The organism is Methanosarcina baikalica (genome assembly GCF_031461075.1).
Taxonomy (GTDB): Archaea; Halobacteriota; Methanosarcinia; order Methanosarcinales; family Methanosarcinaceae; genus Methanosarcina; species Methanosarcina baikalica.
Genome location: NZ_JAVKPK010000010.1, coordinates 43,648 through 66,615 on the forward strand (window position 1 = coordinate 43,648; position 22,968 = coordinate 66,615).

19 protein-coding genes, 1 tRNA gene and 1 other RNA gene are annotated in these 22,968 nt (G+C 41.5%); 9 read left to right on the forward strand and 12 right to left on the reverse strand.

Annotated elements, in window-relative coordinates; genetic code table 11:
• Window positions 1-275: 275 nt before the first annotated feature.
• Window positions 276-662 carry a translation initiation factor IF-5A gene (locus tag RG963_RS03725; protein WP_310574935.1) on the forward strand — a complete coding sequence of 129 codons (387 nt, stop codon included), beginning with the start codon at window positions 276-278 and terminating at the stop codon, window positions 660-662.
• A gap of 83 nt (window positions 663-745) precedes the next feature.
• Complete coding sequence (speB, locus tag RG963_RS03730) at window positions 746-1,621, forward strand: agmatinase (RefSeq protein WP_310574936.1); 876 nt, start codon at window positions 746-748, stop codon at window positions 1,619-1,621.
• Window positions 1,622-1,788: 167 nt separating this feature from the next.
• Here speB and RG963_RS03735 read toward each other — a convergent pair whose 3' ends face one another.
• The 7 genes from RG963_RS03735 to ffs form a co-directional block, all read right to left on the reverse strand.
• Window positions 1,789-1,965: an MM0924 family protein gene (locus RG963_RS03735; RefSeq protein WP_310574937.1), complete on the reverse strand. Its 177-nt coding sequence runs from the start codon at window positions 1,963-1,965 to the stop codon at window positions 1,789-1,791.
• Between the two features lie 340 nt (window positions 1,966-2,305).
• Window positions 2,306-2,485 (reverse strand): MM0924 family protein, encoded by a 180-nt coding sequence (locus RG963_RS03740; RefSeq protein WP_310574938.1) that lies wholly within the window; start codon window positions 2,483-2,485, stop codon window positions 2,306-2,308.
• Between the two features lie 382 nt (window positions 2,486-2,867).
• Window positions 2,868-3,071 carry a helix-turn-helix transcriptional regulator gene (locus tag RG963_RS03745; RefSeq protein ID WP_310574939.1) on the reverse strand — a complete coding sequence of 68 codons (204 nt, stop codon included), beginning with the start codon at window positions 3,069-3,071 and terminating at the stop codon, window positions 2,868-2,870.
• Between the two features lie 320 nt (window positions 3,072-3,391).
• Window positions 3,392-3,775, reverse strand: coding sequence for a DUF2178 domain-containing protein (locus RG963_RS03750; protein ID WP_310574940.1), 384 nt, complete (start codon window positions 3,773-3,775; stop codon window positions 3,392-3,394).
• Between the two features lie 289 nt (window positions 3,776-4,064).
• Window positions 4,065-6,059 (reverse strand): cation:proton antiporter domain-containing protein, encoded by a 1,995-nt coding sequence (locus RG963_RS03755; protein ID WP_310574941.1) that lies wholly within the window; start codon window positions 6,057-6,059, stop codon window positions 4,065-4,067.
• Between the two features lie 274 nt (window positions 6,060-6,333).
• Window positions 6,334-6,418: transfer RNA gene (locus RG963_RS03760), tRNA-Ser, on the reverse strand.
• 137 nt (window positions 6,419-6,555) lie between these two features.
• An RNA gene (gene ffs, locus RG963_RS03765) (signal recognition particle sRNA) lies at window positions 6,556-6,870 on the reverse strand.
• Between the two features lie 350 nt (window positions 6,871-7,220).
• Here ffs and RG963_RS03770 point away from each other — a divergent pair.
• Window positions 7,221-8,846 carry a methylamine methyltransferase corrinoid protein reductive activase gene (locus tag RG963_RS03770; protein WP_310574942.1) on the forward strand — a complete coding sequence of 542 codons (1,626 nt, stop codon included), beginning with the start codon at window positions 7,221-7,223 and terminating at the stop codon, window positions 8,844-8,846.
• 291 nt (window positions 8,847-9,137) lie between these two features.
• On the opposite strand, the gene purB is transcribed toward RG963_RS03770, so the two are convergent.
• Complete coding sequence (purB, locus tag RG963_RS03775; protein WP_310574956.1) at window positions 9,138-10,484, reverse strand: adenylosuccinate lyase; 1,347 nt, start codon at window positions 10,482-10,484, stop codon at window positions 9,138-9,140.
• A gap of 373 nt (window positions 10,485-10,857) precedes the next feature.
• Between purB and RG963_RS03780 the strand changes: the two genes are divergently transcribed.
• The 4 genes from RG963_RS03780 to RG963_RS03795 all read left to right on the forward strand — a co-directional run bounded on the left by RG963_RS03780 (window position 10,858) and on the right by RG963_RS03795 (window position 15,127).
• A complete protein-coding gene (locus RG963_RS03780; RefSeq protein ID WP_310574943.1) occupies window positions 10,858-11,007 on the forward strand; it encodes a 50S ribosomal protein L40e in 150 nt (49 codons plus the stop codon).
• A 6-nt stretch (window positions 11,008-11,013) separates the two neighbouring features.
• A complete protein-coding gene (locus RG963_RS03785) occupies window positions 11,014-11,757 on the forward strand; it encodes a geranylgeranylglyceryl/heptaprenylglyceryl phosphate synthase (RefSeq protein ID WP_310574944.1) in 744 nt (247 codons plus the stop codon).
• Between the two features lie 388 nt (window positions 11,758-12,145).
• Window positions 12,146-13,870 carry an ABC transporter ATP-binding protein gene (locus RG963_RS03790; protein WP_310574945.1) on the forward strand — a complete coding sequence of 575 codons (1,725 nt, stop codon included), beginning with the start codon at window positions 12,146-12,148 and terminating at the stop codon, window positions 13,868-13,870.
• Window positions 13,871-14,554: 684 nt separating this feature from the next.
• The gene (locus RG963_RS03795) at window positions 14,555-15,127 is read left to right on the forward strand and encodes a GNAT family N-acetyltransferase (RefSeq protein WP_310574946.1); all 573 of its coding nucleotides are present in this window, start codon (window positions 14,555-14,557) and stop codon (window positions 15,125-15,127) included.
• Between the two features lie 99 nt (window positions 15,128-15,226).
• Here RG963_RS03795 and RG963_RS03800 read toward each other — a convergent pair whose 3' ends face one another.
• The 3 genes from RG963_RS03800 to RG963_RS03810 all read right to left on the reverse strand — a co-directional run bounded on the left by RG963_RS03800 (window position 15,227) and on the right by RG963_RS03810 (window position 18,749).
• On the reverse strand, window positions 15,227-15,958 hold the full coding sequence (locus RG963_RS03800; RefSeq protein ID WP_310574947.1) for a flavodoxin family protein: 732 nt from the start codon (window positions 15,956-15,958) through the stop codon (window positions 15,227-15,229).
• A gap of 208 nt (window positions 15,959-16,166) precedes the next feature.
• A complete protein-coding gene (locus RG963_RS03805; RefSeq protein WP_310574948.1) occupies window positions 16,167-16,823 on the reverse strand; it encodes a flavin reductase family protein in 657 nt (218 codons plus the stop codon).
• Between the two features lie 408 nt (window positions 16,824-17,231).
• Entirely contained in the window at window positions 17,232-18,749 is a 1,518-nt protein-coding gene (locus tag RG963_RS03810) for a catalase (RefSeq protein WP_310574949.1), read from the reverse strand.
• 751 nt (window positions 18,750-19,500) lie between these two features.
• Between RG963_RS03810 and RG963_RS03815 the strand changes: the two genes are divergently transcribed.
• Window positions 19,501-21,552, forward strand: a complete 2,052-nt coding sequence (locus tag RG963_RS03815; protein WP_396654687.1) for a copper-translocating P-type ATPase — start codon at window positions 19,501-19,503, stop codon at window positions 21,550-21,552.
• 57 nt (window positions 21,553-21,609) lie between these two features.
• Here the strand turns inward: RG963_RS03815 and RG963_RS03820 are convergent, their stop codons facing one another.
• Window positions 21,610-21,828, reverse strand: coding sequence for a PLDc N-terminal domain-containing protein (locus RG963_RS03820; protein ID WP_310574950.1), 219 nt, complete (start codon window positions 21,826-21,828; stop codon window positions 21,610-21,612).
• 602 nt (window positions 21,829-22,430) lie between these two features.
• Here RG963_RS03820 and RG963_RS03825 point away from each other — a divergent pair.
• Entirely contained in the window at window positions 22,431-22,706 is a 276-nt protein-coding gene (locus RG963_RS03825) for a hypothetical protein (protein WP_310574951.1), read from the forward strand.
• The last annotated feature ends 262 nt before the right edge of the window (window positions 22,707-22,968 follow it).

The following is a 22,968-nucleotide window of genomic DNA, read 5'->3' on the forward strand; positions in this document are numbered from 1 at the left end:
GCAAAATCTCGCATAAGCGTTATATAGTCAAGGATAATTAATCGTATTAGTTCTCGACCTGTAGATAGGTTCTGCAGGCACCCCCAAATTAAGAACATTTTTCAGTTTTGCCATACAGGACAGTTAATCAATGTATGGATAAATAGGAGACAGGCTTAAAAATCAGGAAAGCCTTCTTATACTATTTCACCGGAGCCGCGGAAAATTTTCCGGTAAATCCGGAATGACGTTTACAATTTATATATAAACACTTTAAAACGTATGGGAGAATCTCTATGAAACAGCAGGTAGAAGTAAAGGAGCTCAAAGAAGGGAAATACGTAATCATTGATGACGAAGCATGCGTCATAAAAAGCATTACCAAGTCCAAACCCGGGAAACACGGAGCTGCAAAGGCAAGAATAGAGGTTATTGGCCTCTTTGATGGCCAGAAGCGCTCTTACATAGGTTCAGTCGCAACTAAAATCTATGTTCCGATTGTGGAAAGAAAGAGTGCACAGATAATCTCAATTGCCGGTAACATTGCCCAGCTTATGGACATGGGAGATTACTCAACCTTTGAAATCGTAATTCCTGATGAATATAAGGACAGGGTTAAAGAGGGTGAAGAGGTTTCTTACATCACAGCTCTTGGCAAGATTAAACTCGATATACGGACATAAATTTCCGAAAAATAAGGCGAAAACTCAGGTTAATAGCCTGAGTCATTCTTTTTTAAGTAAATAATTTCATATCAGGTTAGAGTATGTTTTTACCCAATTCCTTTATAGATGCTCTCGCAGACTATGAATCTGCACGTTATGTTATCTTCGGCGTGCCTTTTGACAACACCTCTTCTTACAGGGCAGGCAGCCGCTGGGCTCCGGACGCCATGAGACAGGCTTCTGCAAATTTTGAAAGTTATAACCCGACTTTTGACATCGATCTTGTGGATCTTCCCATCTATGATGCAGGAAACCTGGAGACTTCAGCCTCGGTTGATGAGACCTTGCAGAGCCTTTATGATTCTGCAAAAGATCTCCTTAACGAAGGAAAACTTCCCATTATGCTTGGAGGGGAGCATTCCCTGACATATGCTATGGTAAAAGCCTGTGCCGAATTCGCAGGAGAGGATTTCGGGGTCCTTGTTCTTGATGCCCATTTTGACCTCAGGGAAGAGTACAGGGGATTCAAGCATAACCATGCCTGCGTATCCCGGAATATTCTCAATCAGGTTACAAAGAATCTGGTCTCTATAGGGATTAGAAGCGGCCCGGAAGAAGAGTGGGTTTTTGCCAGGGAAAATAACCTGAAGTATTATACAGCCGATGATGTAGAATCCATAGGTATGGTAGAGGTTCTCAAAGAAGCCCTTGAGTGGCTGGACTGCGACCACATATATCTTTCCCTTGATATGGACGCCATAGACCCGGCTTACGCCCCTGGGCTCGGCACGCCGGAACCTTTCGGCCTGAGTGCGCGGGATGTAAGAACTGCAGTAAGGACTCTTGCCCCTTTCTCAATGGCTTTTGATATTGTAGAAATCGCCCCCGAATATGATTCCGGACAAACGGCCATGCTCGGGGTAAAACTGATGAGGGAGTTTATCGCTTCCCATGCTAAAAGCTGCAGGAAAGCATAAGCCACGAGAACAGAAGAGTTAAGAAGGATGTATAAAAGTCAGATACTGATAGAGTGGTTTCGGCTTTTTGCGAACTCAAAAACTGCTGGAAAAGGACGAAGTATTAAAGCTTCGGAACTTTTCCATTATTCAATACACATTTTTATTCGAAAACTGTTTATTATGTGTTAAGAGCGCCACAGGGCTATGATCTTATCAATTGCTATGTGCGTGTACTTTCCATTCTGCTCAAGAGTTAGCACGTTGTCTGCGCAGGCTGCCACCTTTCCGTTAAAAATATCAGGGCCTCCACAATAAACATCTATAACTTCGCCAAGATGGTGTTCCACTATAAAAGATTGCATTTCTTTACACCTCAGTATTCTCCAAAGTATTGGACTCTGATCCTGCTGGTTTGAATCAGCTTTCTTTCCCGTTATAAGGGCTTTTTCAGGTAAAAAGAGATTTTTTAATTCGTTTTACTCCATTTAAGACTGAAGCAATATCAGTTTTCTCACATGTCTGTAAGGTTTTTGTCTATCTCTGCCTGATCCCGCTTATTCTTACCGGAAATAAAAGCCCTAATCCAGCTGTCTGGAGCGTTATCTAACTTAAAGTAGATTTAGGAAAAGATCATCAAGACCTGTCCTTACTCCAATTGTTCCCTATAATATAAGTCTGATTTTGAAATATAATATTCTGAGCTTATTGAGACCAGAGGGCTATTATTTTATCGATGGCTATATGGGTAAGTTTCCCTTCATTATTGAGCGTGAGGACGTTATCGGCACAGGCTTCTACAGTTCCCCCAAAGACATCAGGCCCACCACAGTAAACATCTATATCCTTGTTGAGATAATGTTCAACTATAAAGGATTGCATCATGTATTTTCCTCCTGTTTATTTTCTTTGTGACTTGCTTATACACCTATCATCTTGCTGACATAAACTATCTTTATATCCGCGATGTCCATTAATTGTAACTACCCTTTCATTTCTTATAAATATATTTAGAAACTAAAATTGATTTTAGGAATTCCACGCCGTAAATCCCTGGAAAGAAAATTAGCTATTAGCTTACTCACCTGAAAGCCTGTATATTTCTCAGGGTCTCGTTTTCCCGGAAATAAAAATAATTATATGAGGTTGTTTCTTCAGGTTTATGTATGTTAGAGAATTTGGGAAAACTAAGTTTAGCTGGAAAATATTATGAAACCAGCTTTTAATAAGATGGGACAAAGGAAATCATTTTTTTCTTCAAGGTATATCAGGTTTCGCTGTCTTCATAGATAAAAATATCCTCAATCCGGACTCCAAAAAGCCTGGAAAGCTTGAATGAAAGCTCGAGAGAAGGGTCATATTTTCCCTTTTCAATCGCATGTATAGTTTGTCTTGTCACTCCCACTTTTTCAGCAAGGCTTTCCTGAGTAAAGTCATGCATTGCCCTGTAAACTTTAATATTGTTCTTCATCTCCAACTCCGTACTTTTTATTGAAGTAGATGTGAAATAAAGGTGTACACTAAAAAAATTCCGCAGCTTAGATAAGCTAGGTGACAGCCAGGAGACGTATACTGAGGATATAAATCCCACATGGATATAAGAAAGATCCTTGCAAAAGCAAAATGCAGGAGTGAAAAATAGACGGGGCTGCATGAATTGCAGATCTCTTTTTGTCTGGAAAGCATCAAACCTATTCATTGGTTAACCCCACCTTTGTATAAAACTGGCTCATGATCTGTTCATTAAATTAAAACTTTGCATTCATCCCGAAGAGAGAAACGGCTTCCCCCTCAGCCTCCATATTCTCTGTTGTAATACATATAAAAAAGAGAATGAATTACAAGCACTATACAGCTTGCATACGCCATGAAAAAACCAAGGTCAACGTAGCCAGGGTAGGTTTCCCTCATCGATATCAGGACTGCTCCTCCAAGAGCAAAGCTGAGGGCTATAAACTGGAGAGTAACCCAGGACGCTTTCTGACCTACCTGACGTATCCTTTCGTCTTCAACAACCCCTTCCAGCCTGTTTTTGGAAAGGTACATGACAGCCATACCTGCAAGGACAGCACCTATGGCAAGTAGTGGATATCCTATCGAAACTGAAAAACCTACGACAGCTCCCATAACCATCACAATCATGAACGAAATTATTCTGAATTGCTTCCGCTTCATCTGCAGAACCTCCATAAGTACAGTATATTAATGTAAATAATTAATTCAAAGCCCCTATATGGACTTACAAATATATTGTTAAATTATATTGGCATAATGTAATAGTTCGTTTACATAAAGTAAATAAATGGATACATTATTTAAAGTTGTTGGAACTGATTGAGGGTAAAAGATACTATTGAAAAATGCGTGAAGGAGGGGAGGGAAAGAAAACAAAAAAACGAAAAAAGAAAAGAAAACTAGTCAAAGATAAATAAAAGCCTGAGAATTTTCCGAAAAATGATTAGTCTCAAGCTCCTTCTGAAAAAAATTCCCTGATTTCCTCCAGATTTTCGGGAGGACTGATTACAAGCAGGATATCGTCTGGACTAAGTTCTGTCTCAGCCCCCAGATCGTAAATAAGCCTGTGATTCCTAGAAATTGCAAGAACGGCAACACCATACTTTTTTCGAAGATCAAGATCTCCCAGAGTTTTCCCTGCAGCCTCCGAAAGTTTTCCAACTCTTATGCTTTTGATCTCTACATTGGAAAAATCAAGGGCAAGCTTACAGATACTTGTGCGACGGATTTCAGGACTGCGAAGCATCCTGTAATGATCAGCTCGAAGTTGCATACCCATGATTTCGATCTCATTCTCCGGGACCATGTACCTGTTAAGCACCCTGGAAAAGAGCTCTATAGAGCACTCAAATTCATCAGAAATAACTTCGTCAGCTCCGATGGAATAAAAAGCATCAATTTTGTCCAGAAAATGAGTCCTTGCAATAACATGGACATCCGGATTCAGTCTTTTAGCCACTTCAATGATCCGCCAGGTACTTACAGTATCGCCTGCAGTTATTACAATTGATTTTGCAGCCCTGATACCTGCATGTTCAAGCACGGTTGTTTGAGCTGCGTCTCCGTAGACAATTGTTTCACCCTTCATTTTTTCTTGCCGGACAGTCGCGGGGTTAATCTCAATTATCAGATAGGAGATACCAGCTTTTTGGGCAGCAATTCCAACATTTTTTCCATTAACCCCATAACCTACTATAATCAGGTGGTTCTCAAGCTCCTTTTCCTGATCCTCTTTCTTTAGAGCTCCGTGTCGGTCATCTGTTAATATCTTGGGAAGGAACCGAGAAAACTTCTGGCTGGAAGCGGCAGAGTAATATCCCAGATCCGTAAAAAAAGGAGTCAGAACCATGGAAAGCACGGTAACAGCCAGAAACTCCTGGTAAATTGTCTCAGTAAAAATTCCACTCTTGAATCCCACTTTCGCAGTGATAAGGGAAAATTCTCCTATTTGAGCCAGGGAAAAACCAACCAAGATCATGGTATGCAGAGGAAAGCCTATGAGAAAAGTAGTGAAAACATTTACAAAAGTTTTCAGGAAGAAAACAAGGACAGTGGCTGCGAGAATAAGTGGGAGATAAGTTATCATTATGTCAAGATTCAGTAGCATACCTGTGGAAATAAAAAAGATACTCATGAACAGATCTCTGAAAGGAATAACATTTCCAAGTGCCTGTGCAGCGTATTCGGAATCCGAGATAATCAATCCTGCCAGAAAAGCCCCAAGAGCAAGGGAAAGACCTGCCAGGGAAGTTATCCAGGCTACGGAAAGACCTATTACCACTACGCTCAGCAAGAAAAGCTCATTATTGCGTGTTTTCGCCACATGGAATAGGAGAAAAGGAACTACATAACGGGCACTTATAAGAGTAAGAACAACAAGCCCGATTCCCCGAAACAAAAGTTCAAGGAGATCACTGCCGACTACAGCCTCTCCTGCGAGAAGCGGAGCAAGAATTATAATCAAAACCGCTGCTATATCCTGAAAAATAAGTATTCCAAGTGCAATTCTTCCATGAGCACTGTAGATTTCTCCTTTCTCCTGAAGCAGTTTCAGGACAATAGCAGTGCTGCTAAGTGCTACAATCAGACCCATGAAAACGGCAGCTTCAGGAGAATAGCCAAGCCACCAAAAGATGAAAGCAACAACAATGGATGTAATCGAAACTTGCAGTCCCCCTCCCAAAATCACAATTCGCTTGATCTTAAGGAGCTCTTGCAGGGAAAACTCTATTCCGATAGTGAAAAGTAGTAAAACGACTCCGATTTCAGCTAGAGATTCGATGTTCTCTGTCCCTTGAATCAGTCCAAAACCAAAGGGTCCGGCAAGAATGCCCGCAAGCAAGAAGCCTACAAGTGGTGCTATCTTCAATCTGGAGAAAGTAAAAACTACAGGGATAGAAAGTCCGAATATTATCAGAAGGTCGGTTAGAAGATGCGATGCCATCAGAATAGATTTAATAATTAAATAATATAAATGTTATTTTACAGACGATTGCTAAAAGTATTGAGTTGGACCAAGCAAGAGGAATATTCAAAAGAGGAGGTCTTCATTCAAAAAAGGTGATCTATCAATAAAATAAACAATCTGTTTGAATACGGTTTGAGATTATTGACTTAAGAAATGCAAAGTAGAATAGTAGTTAAAATTTATACCTAGTGCTTCGTGAGAATTTTAAATAGAGATAATAAATATAAACAGAAACTTTCGATAAAAGAAACGACGAGAGGGGGACTCGAACCCCCGGGATGCGGGGCATCACGGGATTAGCAATCCCGCGCCATACCGGGCTTGGCTATCTCGTCACAAAGGACTTTAAGGAGCGCGTTCCCTTAAACGCATTTCATATATTTAACCTTTTCCAGGGAAAGCATCTCACATAAACTGTTTTGTCAGAAGTATAACAGTTAGATTATAAAACGAAGCCCTTTAAAGTGTTAAGCGATGAGCACGCCTAAGGTTGGTGCATCGTGGAGATTTCAGGAGACTGAAGCCTCTTCTCCACCCCGCGACCCCGCAAGCGACAGTTGCCCACAGTAAGTCTGCTCCCTTCCGGGCCTCGACCGGTTTCCGCAGTTAGGGTATGAGGACCTGTTCTCCAGCAAGCCCGCATACCTGCACTATCCAAGCAGGACGAGGCTTCTCAGTTGAGACTCCAGGCTGTAATTTCTTTGACGCATCTTCCTTTGGCTTCGTCCCCCGCATATCGGCGATTTCGGGTTACAGGTAACGCCGGGCTACCCGGACTAGCTCATCAGCTATACAAAGACACTTGTAATTTATAAAACTATCCCTCCCGATATGCATTTTGGCAGGGAGATCTAAAGGTTCAAGCTGCCGGGTAAAAAAAGGAAAAACAGGCAGGACAAGCCTTTTCCAGTAAGTCTTTATCAGCCGGAGTACCTTAAGAAGGGGTTTTTAGAGGCTACTGGGAGATCAAAAAGTGATTCAAAGATAATTATTTAATTTTAATTATATTTAAAGAATAAATTAGAGTACTCTATTTATTTATACATTATTTTTCAAAATAGTAAAATACATAAAACCTCAAGCAGCGGAATAATATAAAAAATAGCCGACAAAATAAGAAAAAGTAGGGGAATTTGTATGAGATACGGAGTTGCAATTGACCTGGGAACAAGTGGATACCGAGCTCAGAAAATTGACCTTGATACTGGAGAAATCAAAAGAACTGTAATAACTTTAAGGAACCCCCTTCCCGGTGCGAACGTGATGGACCACATGGACTTCGCAATCCACTACGGACAGGATCTTGCACATGGGCTTTCCGTGAATGCTGTAAAGAACCTTTTCGAGACTCTGGGTGTGGAAAGAGGGGAACTTAAAAGACTTTCAATCTGTGGAAACCCCATTCAGTTGTCCATCTTTCAGGGGATTTCCATTGAAGACCTTGCTTATGCAGGGGAGCGAAAGAAGCAGAAATACGATATAAAGGAACAGAACAGAAATGCAAGGATTATTTCTAGCAAAGAAATTCCCGGACTTGAAGAATTTGACTGTGAAGTGAGGGTCCCCCCGGCAATAAAACACGAAGTAGGAGCCGATGCCCTTGCCTTGATAATCAAATCTGGAATGCTTGACAGCGACGAAATATCGATTGCAACGGACTACGGGACAAATGCCGAGATGGCCCTCAAAGTGAAAGATGTCATATATACGGGATCTGCAGCTGCCGGGCCGGCTCTTGAAGGACAACAGATAAAGCAAGGAAAACTTGCATCTCCCTTCACCATCTCGGACTTTGAATTTGAGGATGGAGCCTTGAGAAACTATGTGCTCGACGAAGAGATGAAAGCAGTCCCAGGGGACCTTGTGGATCCGGCTACTGGGAAGGTGCTTGAGGAAGGGCAAATAAAAGCAAACGGAATTACAGGTACAGGAGTTATAGCCCTGCTAGAAAAAGCCCTCGGACATGGTCTTGCGGAACTCCCAAAGATCAAAACACCGGATGGGACAATTCACCTGCAGAATAATATCAAATTTACGGAAAAAGACATGCATGAAGCTGGAAAAGCCATCGGAGCCATCAGGGCAGGGCACATCACCCTCTGTTCAGCTGCAGGCATTCAAATGGAAGATATAGATACAGCTTACATGGCAGGAGCTGCCGGAACCTATATGGATGCGGTAAAAGCCCAGAAAATAGGGTTGATTCCTTATGCCACAGGAAAGATCTGTCAGATTGGAAATACATCTCTGATCGTAGCAAAAGAAATCTTGCTTTCCGAGGAGAGGCTCTGGGAACTTCAGGCCATTGCAAACAAGATCATAGGCACCCACATCATGTTTGCGACTGCCCCGGAATTCGCGGATGCATATATTCTTGAACTTGCATATTGGGAAGAGGGTATGCCCTTTAAGATGTTTAAAAAGTATCTCAAAAAGAAAGGTTTGCCAAATCTCGATGATCCTATAGATAACCCTGTTATCGAGAAACGTGTAGAGAGAGATATTCCGGTTCTTGGAGAAGAAGGACTCTATGTCCTGGAAAGAGTCGGGACATATTTGACCATGGTTGTGGATTGCCCTGAGTGCAAAAAATGTATTAAAGTTTGCCCAAATGATGCCATAACAATTGACGAAGAAAACAGAGTTATGATAAGCACCGATCTCTGTGAAGGTGCTCACTGCCAGAAATGCATAAGAGCCTGTCCTCCTGACAAATTTAACTGGGAAAACCTTAAGGTTTTCAAACAGCAGCAGCAGGCATGAGAAGTACACTAAAGACCTCTGGTCGGGAAAAACTGATACCCGGGAGCCCGAAAGAAATATGCAAGAATAAATGAAATTTTGCGTAGCCAGAGAAATAGAAGGAATTTAACAAAAAATAGTTTTGAACGGCTGTGAACATATAGATACAGATTGTATAAATAACTTTATATGAATATTGAGATTTAATCGTGTGCTTAATAGGAATCGTTCACAGCTTCCACATTTTTGTACAAGGTATCCCTTATGCACAGACTTCTGCGCCGATAATATTCATGGTGAAAAAGGAAAAGGTTAGAGGCTATAAGCCTCACGAAGTTTTACAGCAAGTACTTCAACCTGCTCCACTGCAGTTCCTATATACTTATCCGGATTTACAAGATTCTCGATATCCGTGGCAGTTAGATATCTTGCGACAGCAGGAGTTTCCAGAAGTACATTTTTGAAATGCTGCCCTGTGTCATGAGCTTTCATTGCTGCAGTCCGGACGAGTTCATGGGCTTCCTGCCTGCCCACTCCCCTCTTTGCAAGCTCGATCATTACAGCCTCTCCCATATTCAGGCCCCTGAGCAATTCCAGATTTCTCCGGATATTTTCAGGATAGAACCTTAGATTTTCAAGCACGCTAATCCCAAGCTTAAGGATATGGTCAGTCAGCACGCAGGCTTCCGGGAATACCACACGTTCACAGGAGGAGTTGGTAAGATCCCTTTCGTCCCACAGAGTATTATTAAGGAGCTCGGGCTCGATCATAGCCCTTACGATCCTTGCAAGCCCACATATCTGCTCGGACTTTATAGGATTGCGCTTATGAGGCATAGTAGATGAGCCTACCTGCTTTTTCCCAAAACTTTCCTCAACCTCGGCAATTTCACTGCGCTGAAGAGTCCTGATTTCTATACCGATCTTATCCAGAGTCGTGACTGTATTTGCCATCCACATTACAAATTCAGCGTGCCTATCCCTCTGAATGATCTGGTTAGAAACATCCACAGCCCCGACTCCAAGATGCTGCATGGTAAGTTTCTGAATAAGAATTCCGGCTTTTCCAAACGCAGCTTGAGTCCCAACCGCTCCTGTCATCTGCCCTACCGTCGCTCTCGGAGTAAGTTGATACAGGCGATCCAGATGCCTGGAAATCTCCGACGCCCAGATAGCAAAACGCAGTCCATAAGTTGTTGGAACTCCTATCTGTCCATGAGTCCTTCCGCAGCAAACCATGTGCTTATAAGCTTCTGCCTGATTAACCAGAATCCTGAGCAGAGTTTTGAGTTTATCTTCCATTATATCGATTGCATCCTTTATCTGGAGAGCTGTTGCCGTATCCAGAATATCATTTGAAGTGGCTCCGAAATGTACCCATTTCCCTGCACCATCCCTGCACTGTTCAGAAATAGCAACGACCACAGCCATCATATCGTGGTGAATCTCAGCTTCAATCTCGTCAACCCTCTCGGTTTTTACGGAAGCGATGCTTTCAAATATAATTTCGGCCGCGTCTGCGGGAATCAAACCCATATCTGCCTCAGCGCGGGCAAGGGCTGCCTCGGTCTGCAGGATCTTGATAAGTCTGTTCTCCTGGCTCCACACATGTTTCATTTCTGCTGTACCATACCGGTAGTCTATAGGATGAATCGCCACATCAATCACCATTTACGAGAGAAGGAATTAAATTAATTCCGGGATATACTTCGAACCTAATAATTTTAGCTTTAAATGATTCTTAGCGTCATGTAATTTCAATATTGACCTGTCACAGTTTAATAATGTCAGCTTAACTACGTCTTTAGTCCTGGTTTAAGTATACAGAGCAGGGAATAAACAACATAACCAATAAATAAGCTTTGAGTCGGCAGGGCAGTAAAAGCTGCAGGTATGCTGAAGACAAAAGAAAAAAAGGCTGCGAACACAGTAAAAAGCGGATTTTTTTGATGAAAAACATTATATCCCTTAACATCCATTATGCGGGCTATATACCTTATCAATATTAAAAAATAATAGCAGGTGACAAAAAATGGCTCGTTTTCCAGAAGCAGAAGAAAGATTATTAAACAAAAAAATCTGCATGAAATGTAATGCAAGGAATGCAGTAAGAGCAACTCGCTGCAGAAAATGCGGCTACAGTGTTCTTCGTGTGAAATCCAAGGAATCCAAAGGAGCATGATCTTTTTTGCAGGTGGAAGCACACCTCCAAAAAATCATTGACCAGGAAGGAAAAGTTCATCTTACCCTTATTGACCCGGCGTCCCAAACTCCTGAACGAGCTGCTGAAATCGCCCTTGCAGCAGTTAAGGGAGACACCGATGCCATCATGATAGGTGGCTCAACCGGAGCTTCGGGGACCCTACTTGACGAGACCGTCATAAAGATAAAACAGAAGGTAGATGTCCCAACTATCCTCTTCCCGGGAAGTTCAGCCGGACTCAGTAGCTATGCAGATGCCGTATTTTTCATGAGCCTCCTGAACTCAAGAGATATAGGGTATGTGGTCACAAATCAGGTACTTGGAGCTCCGCTTGTATACAGGAGTCAGATTGAACCAATCTCCATGGCGTACCTTGTGGTCGAACCGGGGGGAACTGTTGGTTGGGTAGGGGACGCAAAATTAATTCCCAGAAGGAAACCCGAAATTGCCGCGGCCTACGCCCTTGCAGGCAAATACCTGGGCATGCATTATACTTACCTTGAAGCCGGATCCGGAGCTGACACGCCTGTTAATCCTGAGATGATAGGGGCCGTCAAGCAAGTACTCGGGGAAAACAAACTGATCGTTGGCGGCGGGATCAGAGATGCAAAAGCTGCAAAACTCTGTGCTTCTGCAGGTGCGGATATGATCGTTACAGGCACAATTGTTGAAGAAGTGAAAGACGTTACTGCAAAGGTTGCTGAACTTGTATCAGCCATAAAGAGATGAACTTCCTGAAAAGGATGATTTCGGCTGTGCTGCCTGCTTTTAAGAGAATAAAAAGCTAATTTAACTTAACAATTCTTTTAAAACATTTATTTTTTTCAAATCTTTTTTCTGAAGCACAGGCTTTCTTTAGCGTTCGATAAGTCTCAGAAAATTCTAAATATTATAAGTGATTTTTGAAACTGTTCAGGTTCAAATCACATGCAGCCAATTGTAATAAATAGTTATAAGATAATACTTGACTCCTATTTTAATATAAATTTTAATCGCGCAAAAGGGTCCGAAAGATGCAACAGTTCAAAAAAGGCAAATTACCACAGGGAATTGGCAGAACTGCAGAATGGATTCAGGATCCGGCGTCAACTTGCGATCAACACTAAGAGGTATGATTATGCTCAGAGTTTCCAACCTGGTTAAAGATTATGAGGTACATTCCGAAAATAGAAGAGTACTGGACCATATCGACCTCACGGTGGAGGATGGCGAAATCCTCGGGATTACAGGCCGAAGCGGAAGTGGAAAGTCGACACTACTACGCATTATCCGGGGAGTGGAGCCTTTTCAGCAGGGAACTGTGGAAGTAGATGGAGAAATTATAACTCCTTCGTCTGGGATTGAAGGAGAAAAGTTCCTGAAAAGCGTAAGCGCAATACACCTCCAACGGAATTTTGGGCTCTGGAACGGGCCTGCAATTGAAAATATTATAAGAAAGCTAAATTACCTTAGAGTGGGGCATGAAGCCCTTCCGCATAATGAAACTAATGATTATGATGAACTCTTTGAAGAGGCTATGGAATATCTGAAACTCGTGGGCCTTGAACACAAAGCACTTCATTCCACCAACCTTCTGAGTGGCGGGGAAAAACAGAGAGTTGTAATGGCAAGACAGCTTGCCGCAAAGCCAAAACTCCTTCTCCTCGACGAACCCGTTACAATGACCGGGCCAGACACAAAACAGGAAGTCCTTGATGTAATAAAGAGCCTGAAAGAGAAATTGAATATCCCAATAATAGTAGTTTCTCACCTGCCGGAAATTCACGCCTATCTTGCCGACAGGCTGGTCTTCCTGGAAAATGGGAAAATTGCAGCAGACGGAGAGCCTGCTTTGGTGCTTAAAAATTTCCTTAGAGATATGAAGCCGAGGGAAAAGCTTGAAGAACATGAGAATAAGGAAATCTGCATCAAAGTTAAGGAAATTTCGAAACGTTATTCCATAATCCGGATGGGGGAAGTCCTGAACATAAAAAACTTTTCTCTCGATGTTTATAGGGGAGAAATTATAGCTTTTATCGGCTCATCAGGAACCGGAAAAACGACACTTATGAAGCTCATGGAAGGTCTTATCAGGCCGAAAAGCGGGACTGTCGAGTATCTTTGCAACGGAGACTGGGTGGATGTCACCGAATACAGCAGGGGACGCATGGAACTTCGGCGAATTATGAGTGTTATGAATCAGGAATTCTCAATGTCCGTGAACTCCACGGTCAGGGACCAGATTCGATTCAGGCTAAGCATGAAGAAGAAAGGTGCGATCGAACATGCCAGAGATCAAGCCAGGGAGATGGGTCTCTCGGATGAAACCCTCGATACGATATACCGCCTTCCAGACATGCCAGAAGAGGAGAAAGCAACCGCACTGCGGGAGCTGAACCTGAATGACACTATATATTTCGAGCTATTCCCCACAATTCCAGCAACTGATGTCGATGCCTATGCAAAGCCAGTCTTTGAAGCCCTTGACCTGCCGATGGAAGTCCTTGATAAAAACCCTTGCCAGATCAGCGGAGGTGAGCATGTCCGGGCTTTTATTGCCCTGAGCCTTGCAACATCTCCCGAATATCTCATGCTGGATGAACCCTTCGGAGACCTTGACCCTGTAACCCTCAGAGATGTCACAAACTCTTTAAAAAGGATTAATGAATGCTTCGGCACGACCATTGTGCTTGTGAGCCACCATATGGATTTTGTCCGAGAAGTGGCCCACAGAGCTTTATTGATAGAAAACGGAACCCTTGTGATGGAAGGAAAGCCAGCTGAAGTTTGCCAGGAACTTATAAACAGGAGCAACGCACCTTACATGGAGCACAGCCTGGAAGACCTGGTGGAAGGGAACTGAAAAAGGTGTTTTAAAGTAGAGAAGGCCGTTAAAATTTTGCCCCTCGCAAAATTTTTAATCTTTTCTTTATCCAACTATCTTATTTTCTCAATACTTAAATTCTAAATGGTTGTCCATCTGTGGCTACATAATCATATTTTTGCTCAATGTGAAATCAAGAGTCATTTTTCTGCGCCATCTCATTTTAATTTTTACAATAGCTCTTTATATAGGATATTTGCAAAGCCAAATTTTGAGCTTGGAACTCTTTATTATTAAGTATATTTTTTGGAGATGTAAACACTCTAAATTGTAACATATTTATCCGGTCACTATTTATGCATGCAGATTGCAATAAAATGTAAGATATAAATTAAATTGTCATATTCATGGGAAAAAATTGAGGGGGTAACTATAACTTTTGCTTTTGGGCAATTTTTTATAATCTCATTCAGATAAGTATCTGAACAGAAATCAAGAGGTTGAAGGCTATTATATCCGTGAAAACAGCTTAAGAGTAACCCATTTTTGTTTTCTAGCAACGACTGCCTCCAAAAAGCTGCCAGGCCTTCAAACACTAAGAAATCTGATCCGAATAATTCTAAGTCTATCTTTTAGTGAGCAGGGCGCTTAATGCATCAGAAATGGATTATAAAGCTATCCAGAGATTATTCGTCAATAGTTACTTACTTAAAGGTGATTTGTATGAGTTTTAGAAAAGCCCAAGTTTCCAGACCAATTGCATATTTAACGATTATGAAAAGAATATTAAAAGATACTCTTGGGGTTTTTCTTTTAAAGGGATGGAAGCAGACAGACAAAGAAAAAATTGTACTTGTAGATGATTATATAATTCATGAGGTTATTAAAATTCATTCTGAGAGTTTTCAGGACAAAAATGAGAAAGATATAATCAAATATTCAAAGAGTTCTAGAAAAATATTCTATGTAGCTAAGAGTCACGAAGGAGTTGTTGGTTACTGTATTTATTATTTGAAACCTGTAATTTCTTCAGGTGGTTTTAAGAAACAAGCGGTAATATGTTCAATTGCAACTGACAGGAACTTCAGAGGAAAGGGCTTCGGTAAGAAATTATTAAAAGAAAGTATAAAAGAAATGAGACTAAACAAAATATCATCGATTATTTTGTACGTAAGTAAAAATAATGTTCCAGCCATACGATTATATGAAAAGATGGGCTTTGTAACAACTGGACAAATAGAAAACATATGCGGCCAGAAAGAAAAATGTTATAAGATGGAACTGAAGCTTGTTTGAGTTATTGCCTGTGTTATACTTTAGAGAACATTTTATTTTTATGACGGAGAATTTACTTTATTATTCAGGCATGAGCTAGTATATAAAATCGAAGCTTTTTCAATCAACCTTATTTTCTTCACACAACCGATCCCATTCTTCGTTTCCGAATTTTATGTACAGGCTCGCAGGCACGATAGGTTTTTCGAGTTCTGTGATTGTCTTTTCAGAAAGCTTCTGGTTTTCAACAATCTCTTTTCCTGCGCATCTGAGCATTTTTTTGTACTTTCCCAGCAGGAGCTTCAGCATGAGGTTGCTTTTTCCCCTGAAAATTTCCCCTTCTCCTCTGTAGATCTCGGCAATTAGTTCGGTGTGAAAGGTTCTTGCAAGCCTCCTGAAAAAGAGGCTTTCAACCTCAAAATTCGTCTGGCCCGGCAGCCCGGCGTTTGACATCACAACGATCTTCGGAAATTTTTCATAGCGTTTTGCGTGCCTGTACTCACCGTTCTCATCTTCCTCAAAATGAGGCAAAAGAAGAGGAGCAAGCCTATCTATGAAGTTTTTCATGATTGCAGGAACATTATCAAAATAAACTGGGCATGCAAACACCACAATATCCGAAGCCATAAACTTGGGAAGCAGGTCGTCCATATCATCACGGATAGTGCACATTCCAGGCGTCTTAAGCCAGCACTCAAATTTTCCCCTGCAGTACCCGATATTCTTTTCAATAAGGATGATATTTTCGGTCTCTGCCCCGGCTTCTTCTGCTCCTTTCAGGAATTCCTCAACTAGAATTAGAGTGTTTCCTTCCCTGCCCTTATGGCTTCCGCTGAACACTTTTATTTTCACGTAATAGTCCCCCTTTCCCCACTAAAAACCTTTGAGCCGAGAGACTTTTTATTATTTTCTGGGTTTTTGATTGGGTGCAGTCAATTGCCAGCGGAATTAATGGCGAATTTTGGCGATCCCAGAAAATATTAAAAAGTATCTGAGCTGAAGAGAGTATTCTGAAAAGCCTTTCCGATAAAAGGTCAATTTTGCAATCACGTATTTTGACTTATTTCAACTCTCTAATCACACTGCAAGAAGGTTTATTTTCCTTCTGTTCGTCGCTTTCAGCTATTTTTTCATTACAGTTCTCACCTAATTTTTTCCCGATAGACCAGGCTTTGCCCAGATGCTCACCTATTCCCCAGTAATTATTATCATACATGGAAAAAACGATCGGCTCAATTTTTGCGATATCAGGAATTTCATTGCAAAGGTATCGTTCCTCTGCGTAACTCTCAACAATCTCTCCGATGAAAACCTCGTTCGCGCCTCCAAAATCCAGGATATCTACAAGCCTGCACTCAAGATTCACCGGACATTCCCAAATCATTGGAGCTTTTTCAAGTTTTCCGCAGAAAGTTTCGAAAATCTCGGATTTATCGGATTTTTTTCCAGAGACCATACCGCAGTAGTCCGTAACTTCCACCATATGTCTGGAAGGGATATTTACACTAAAACAATGGTTTTCCCTGATTCCTTCATTTGTGTAGTGCATTTTTCCCAGGGTCACTGCGATCATAGGAGGGCTTACCTGCACGATTCCGCAAAAAGCAACTGTAAGGTAATTAGGTTTTCCGTTTACATAAGCCCCTACGAGGATAGTAGGCATTGGATAAAGAAAATTCCTGGCTCCGATGGCCTTTTTCTCTCCGGTCTCCGTCATTTAATCCTCCTCAAAGCTGCACAGCTTAATTTTGACTTAAGCCTAAAATTATATAATACCGAAATCCATTGAAAAATTACACCGAAAAGTGTATTTTCAGAGTATTTTCCGGATATATAATTAGTATTCCGGTTTTTATCGATATATAAATTCGGGTATAATTATTCAGAGTATATATTCTCTGCGTGGGTCCGAACGTAAAAATTGTGATGGGAAAAATAGCCAGATACGAGACCATTCGAAATTTAGGTCGTGTTCGTAAGTCATTGATCAAATCTGAAAAAACGATCACAATAGTTGTTGTCTAAAAGATTTGAGAGTCAGTCCTGTGCTTAAGAAATTCAGTAGCTGACTCCCACGACCCAAATTCAGTTTTAAGGTGAAATGGAGTTTTCATTCAAAATGATTTTATTTTTCAGTCGCCTTTGCACGCTCTTCACTGGTCATGTTAGCAAGGCGCTCAACTTCCTTTACATCAAGCCCAAGGCCTTTAGCCACCCGGCTTCCATAGTCTGGGTCAGCTTTGAAGAAAAGAGCTGTCTGCCTGAGCTGGATATTTTTCCGGGCACCTGAAAGATGAGCTACAATGTTGCCTGCTAGATTCCCACGGTCATAATCGGTCATCACGTCACGATACAGGTTTCCAGGCTGTACAAAGTCATCGTTGGGGTGCATGTATGGTGTACGGGCTGCCAGTCCCGAGACCTCGAATGGAGGCTCCAGAACATCAGGATTAGGAGCAGGGCCACCAAAGCTATTGGGCCAGTAATTGGGGCCGCTACCGCCATTGGCGTCAACGCGCATGAACCCGTCACGCTGATAATTGGTCTCAGGCGAGTGCTTTGGAGCATTCACAGGGATCAGGTGATAGTTGGGACCAAGACGGTGAACGTGGGTATCATGATAGGAAAAAACCCTTGCCTGTAACATTTTATCTGGAGAAATGCCAATGCCTGGCACAAGGTTTGCAGGACTGAAGGCTGCCTGTTCCACTTCAGCAAAGTAATTGGTCGGATTTCGGTTCAATACCAGTTTACCTATCTTGATGGGCGGAAAATCGCCGTGAGGCCATACCTTCGTTATATCCAGAATATCAAAACGGTAATTTTCGGCCTGCTCCGGAGTCATTATCTGCATCTCAAGCGTCCATGAAGGATAGTCGCCTCTCTTGATAGCCTCATACAGATCCCTTGTCCCATGATCCGGGTCCGTTCCACTTAATTTCTCTGCTTCCTCACGGGTCAGGTTCTTTATCCCCTGGTCAGTCTTGAAATGATACTGTACCCAGAAATATTCACCCTTATCATTGTACCACTTGTAGGTGTGACTGGAGTAGCCATTCATGTTTCTGAAGGTAGCAGGAGTACCTCTGTCTGAGAAAAGGATAGTGACCTGGTGAATTGATTCCGGCGTCAGGGAAAGGAAATCCCAGAACATGTCGGGATCTTTGCAGTTTGTTGCAGGATTACGTTTCTGTGTGTGAATAAAATCAGGAAACTTCAAAGGGTCACGAATGAAAAACACAGGGGTGTTGTTTCCTGTCAGATCGTGGTTTCCATCTTCGGTGTAGAACTTCACGGCAAATCCGCGTGGGTCACGAGCTGCATCCGCAGAACCTTTTTCTCCCCCGACAGTTGAAAAGCGGACAAAAACTTCAGTACGCTTTCCTACTTCAGAAAGGAACTTAGCTTTGGTGTATTTAGTCACATCTGCGGTCACTTCGAAGTATCCGCCAGCACCTGCACCTTTTGCATGCACTACGCGTTCCGGAATACGCTCACGATTGAAATGACCGAGTTTGTCAAGCAGATGAAAATCCTGCAGAAGAACAGGCCCGCGATTCCCTGCTGTAAGGCTGTTCTGATCATCTCCTATCGGGATCCCAAACCCGGTAGTTAAAACCTTAGAAGACTTATTTTCACTCATTCAGATATCACTCCACACTATTTTATAGGGGTATATTGGTAGATTAATTAAGTATACCATACTGGACTTTTGGATAACTCCAGCAAATTAATGATTAATTATAACTTTTTGTTTATAAATATATTTACGTATACTGCCAATAATCGGGCATAAAACCGAAAAAAGTAAAGTTGTATTATCAGGGATAAAGAAAAAGTGGCGTATCCGTGAGTCATTGACTTCTTTTTCTACATCTTTGAATTCTATTATTGTCTGGGGGGAGTTGAAATTACTTCCGAATTTTATGATTTTGCTGTGATATATGGGCCGGATACCGTAATATTCATCGCAAAAGTATCCGCCTTTCTTATATATTCTATCTCTGGGAATTCGCCTGAGCAAGCTTGAAAATAACTCTATAGTTTTTTGAAACCAATTCTATTACTTTTTGACTCAGGATATTTGATTCTTTTATTTTAAATATATTAAGAGATTATAATATCATGATAAAATTAAAATAAGGAGCATTGGGGATATGCTGGCCAAAGAAAAGGAAATGGACACGGATAGTCCTAAAATTCAAGTAAATGGGCCTTCCCCTCATGATAAAAAACAATCCCACAACCATGGACAACATGGAGAAGGAGAACATCAAGATCATGAGCAGTATGAAGGAATGAAACATGAGCAGTATGAAGGAATGAAACATGAGCAGTATGAAGGAATGAAACATGAGCAGTATGAAGGAATGAAACGTGAGCAGTATGAAGGAATGAAACGTGAGGGTCATGGGCAGCATGAAGGAATGAAACATGAGGGTCATGGGCAGCATGAGGGAATGAAACATGAGGGTCATGAGCCGTCCGATGGGAAAGATCACGGCAATCATCATTCCCACATGCTCGCAGATTTTAGAAAAAGATTCATTGTTTCTTTTATACTGACATTTCCGGTCTTGCTGCTTTCACCTACAATCCAGAGTTTTTTTGGATTTGAGCTTCTTTTTCCAGGTGCGGATTTTCTTACCTTTTTGCTTTCCTCTGTCGTTTATTTCTACGGTGGTTATCCTTTTCTCAACGGTATAAAAGAAGAGCTTGCTGAGAAATCACCTGGAATGATGACCCTTATAGCGATTGCTATCAGTGTGGCTTATTTTTATAGCTCTGCTGTGGTTTTCGGGCTTCCCGGAGGGGTATTTTTCTGGGAACTCGTAACCCTTATCGATGTAATGTTGCTCGGACACTGGCTGGAGATGCGTTCGGTAATGGGAGCTTCGAAAGCCCTTGAAGAGCTGGTAAAGATCATGCCGTCGGTTGCTCACCTGAAAAAAGACGGAGAAACTGTTGACGTGGGAGTTGACCAGCTAAAAATCGGGGATAAGGTCCTGATAAAGCCCGGAGAAAAAGTTCCAGTAGACGGGAATGTTGTAGAAGGAACAAGCAGTGTCAACGAATCAATGCTAACAGGGGAGTCGAAGCCTGTCACGAAAAAGCCGGGAAATGAGGTTATCGGCGGTTCAATTAACGGAGAGGCAGCTCTTGTTGTGAAGGTAGAAAAAACCGGGAAAGACACCTATCTCAGCCAGGTTGTCGAGCTCGTCAGAGCCGCCCAGGAAAGCAAATCAAAAACCCAGGACCTGGCAAACCGGGCTGCGATGTACCTTACAATTATAGCCTTGACTGTCGGAATTTTCACTTTTATTTTCTGGATCTTCTTCGGCCAACAACTTGCCTTTGCGCTGGAAAGAGCAGTGACTGTAATGGTTATTACCTGTCCGCATGCTCTTGGGCTTGCAATTCCTCTTGTGGTTGCGGTTTCAACATCTATTGCCGCAAAATCCGGGCTTCTTATAAGGGATAGGCAGGCATTTGAGAGAGCACGCAGTCTTCAGGCTCTCATTTTTGACAAAACAGGTACACTCACCGAAGGAAGGTTTGGAGTCACGGATATAGTCTCTCTTTCTGGAGAGGAAAATGAAAAAATTCTGAGCCTGGCGGCTTCCCTTGAAGCCAGCTCGGAACATCCTATTGCAGCAGGTATTCTGGAAAGTGCGCGGGAAAAGGGATTGGAAACTCGGTCCGTGAAAGCGTTCAGTTCAATTCCCGGAAAGGGTGTAGAAGGGGAGGTAGAAGGAAAGAAATTCCTTGTTGTGAGTCCGGGTTATCTTGAAGAAAAGGGAATCGCCATTGAAGATGAAAAAATTGAAGAAATTAAAGAACAGGGAAAAACCGTTGTATTCCTGCTTGAAGGAGAGAAAGTGCTTGGAGCCCTTGCACTTGCCGATATTGTCAGGAAGGAGTCGAGAGAAGCAATTTCGAAGCTCAAAGACATGGGAATAAAATGCCTTATGCTCACAGGGGATAATCGCTATGTGGCTGCCTGGGTAGCCAGAGAGCTGGAGCTTGACGATTACTTCGCAGAAGTTCTTCCTCATGAAAAGGCAGAGAAGGTCAAAGAAGTCCAGAAGCAGTACATCACAGGCATGGTTGGGGATGGAATTAACGATGCACCTGCACTTGCCCAGGCTGATGTGGGAATAGCTATCGGAGCAGGTACGGATGTTGCAATAGAAACCGCTGATATAGTGCTGGTTAAAAACGATCCGAGAGACGTTCTTAATATAATCGGGCTTTCCAGAAAGACTTACTCTAAGATGTATCAGAACCTCCTCTGGGCAACCTGGTACAACGTTTTTGCAATCCCTCTTGCAGCGGGGGTACTCTACGGATACGGAATTTTACTAAGCCCTGCTATGGGTGCAGTTCTCATGAGTCTGAGTACCGTAATCGTAGCTATAAATGCAAAAACTTTGAAGATGGGGTGATTAATGCCGGGTAAAATTCACAGTTTGAACAGGTGCCGGTTTTGATTTCTATCGCTTTCATCTCCCCAATTCCAGACGCCTCTCAGGGCGCCGGATTAGATAGTAGAGAAAAGCTCCCACAATATAGGTTAAAACAATAATTATAACCCAGATCAGGCGTGTATTTCCTATATCTGTCTCCCTTTTCACACAGTCAATAAGAATCCATATCCAGGAAACAAAGGAAAGCAGACCAATGAATACGAAAAGAATAAAAACATAAGAAAAGCCGATCATTTTATTAACCTCGAAGTTGCATTTTCAGGCTTATACTTATAAATTAACTTTTTTCTAAAATTATCTATTATAGTGAAAATTTAATACTTAAATATTTGTTTTATTGTGAAACGTTTGATTTTATCCTACATTCGACAGCAAGCACATTCTAAAATTTAAATATCATTAATTGCTATTTTTTGCAGGCTCACTTAAAAACCAGCATCATACGGACTATATATCTAACATTAGTTGTCATTTATCTCATTTATCACAAATATATATTAATTATGTTATGGTTAACATTTAGTAATTTTTGATTTAAATTGAATTTCAAAAGTTCTGAAAAAAAACGATATCAATAGAAAAATTGAATGGATTTTTATGTCGACCTGCCGAAAGCAGGATTTAGTAAAATATATGGCTATCAATGTTCAGTTGCCAAATGATACTGGTTTTTCGTTAGGATCATACTTTTTGTTCACTCGATTTCTGGCAATACAGGTAAAATAGTAAAAGAACATATTGTAGAATGTGAAAGAAAAGTTCAATAGAGAGGTTCTTTAGTCGGATAGAGCTATGAAAGAGAATATTCCCAAAATAGAAAATCAAAGAAATATCCGATGACAATTACTTATGGTAAACCGATATACAGGGATGTATTGATCTCAGGAAAAATTATGACGAATTACATGCTATCATACTATGACATGTTTGATGGATGGATAGGTGCACTCAAATCTTCCAAGAATAAGGATGAGTTAATCAAAGAGTGCGATGCAAAAAATGCCACATTAAATGCATCAAATATAAATTGCGGCGAACACTATGGAGTGCTTGAAGAGAAAGGAGCTTTGTGGATTGAAATATATTGCCCTATGAATAGATTACGAAGGTGAAACTGCAATTATTTGAGAGGTAAACAGGCAATGCCAATCCCGAAAATAATGACAAATAGCATAAGCGCAAAATACACCATATATTCTTGATTACAAAGTTTTCAAATTCTCTTTCTCAAAATTCCCCACTCAATAAGTCTCTTTTCGGTTCCGTTACAAAAATAATTTTACTACCTTTTTGGGCTATAACTATTGCTTTTTGTATAATTACGGACCTGTTTATGTCATATGAATATCCGATTTGTGATGTTTTTCACTAGTT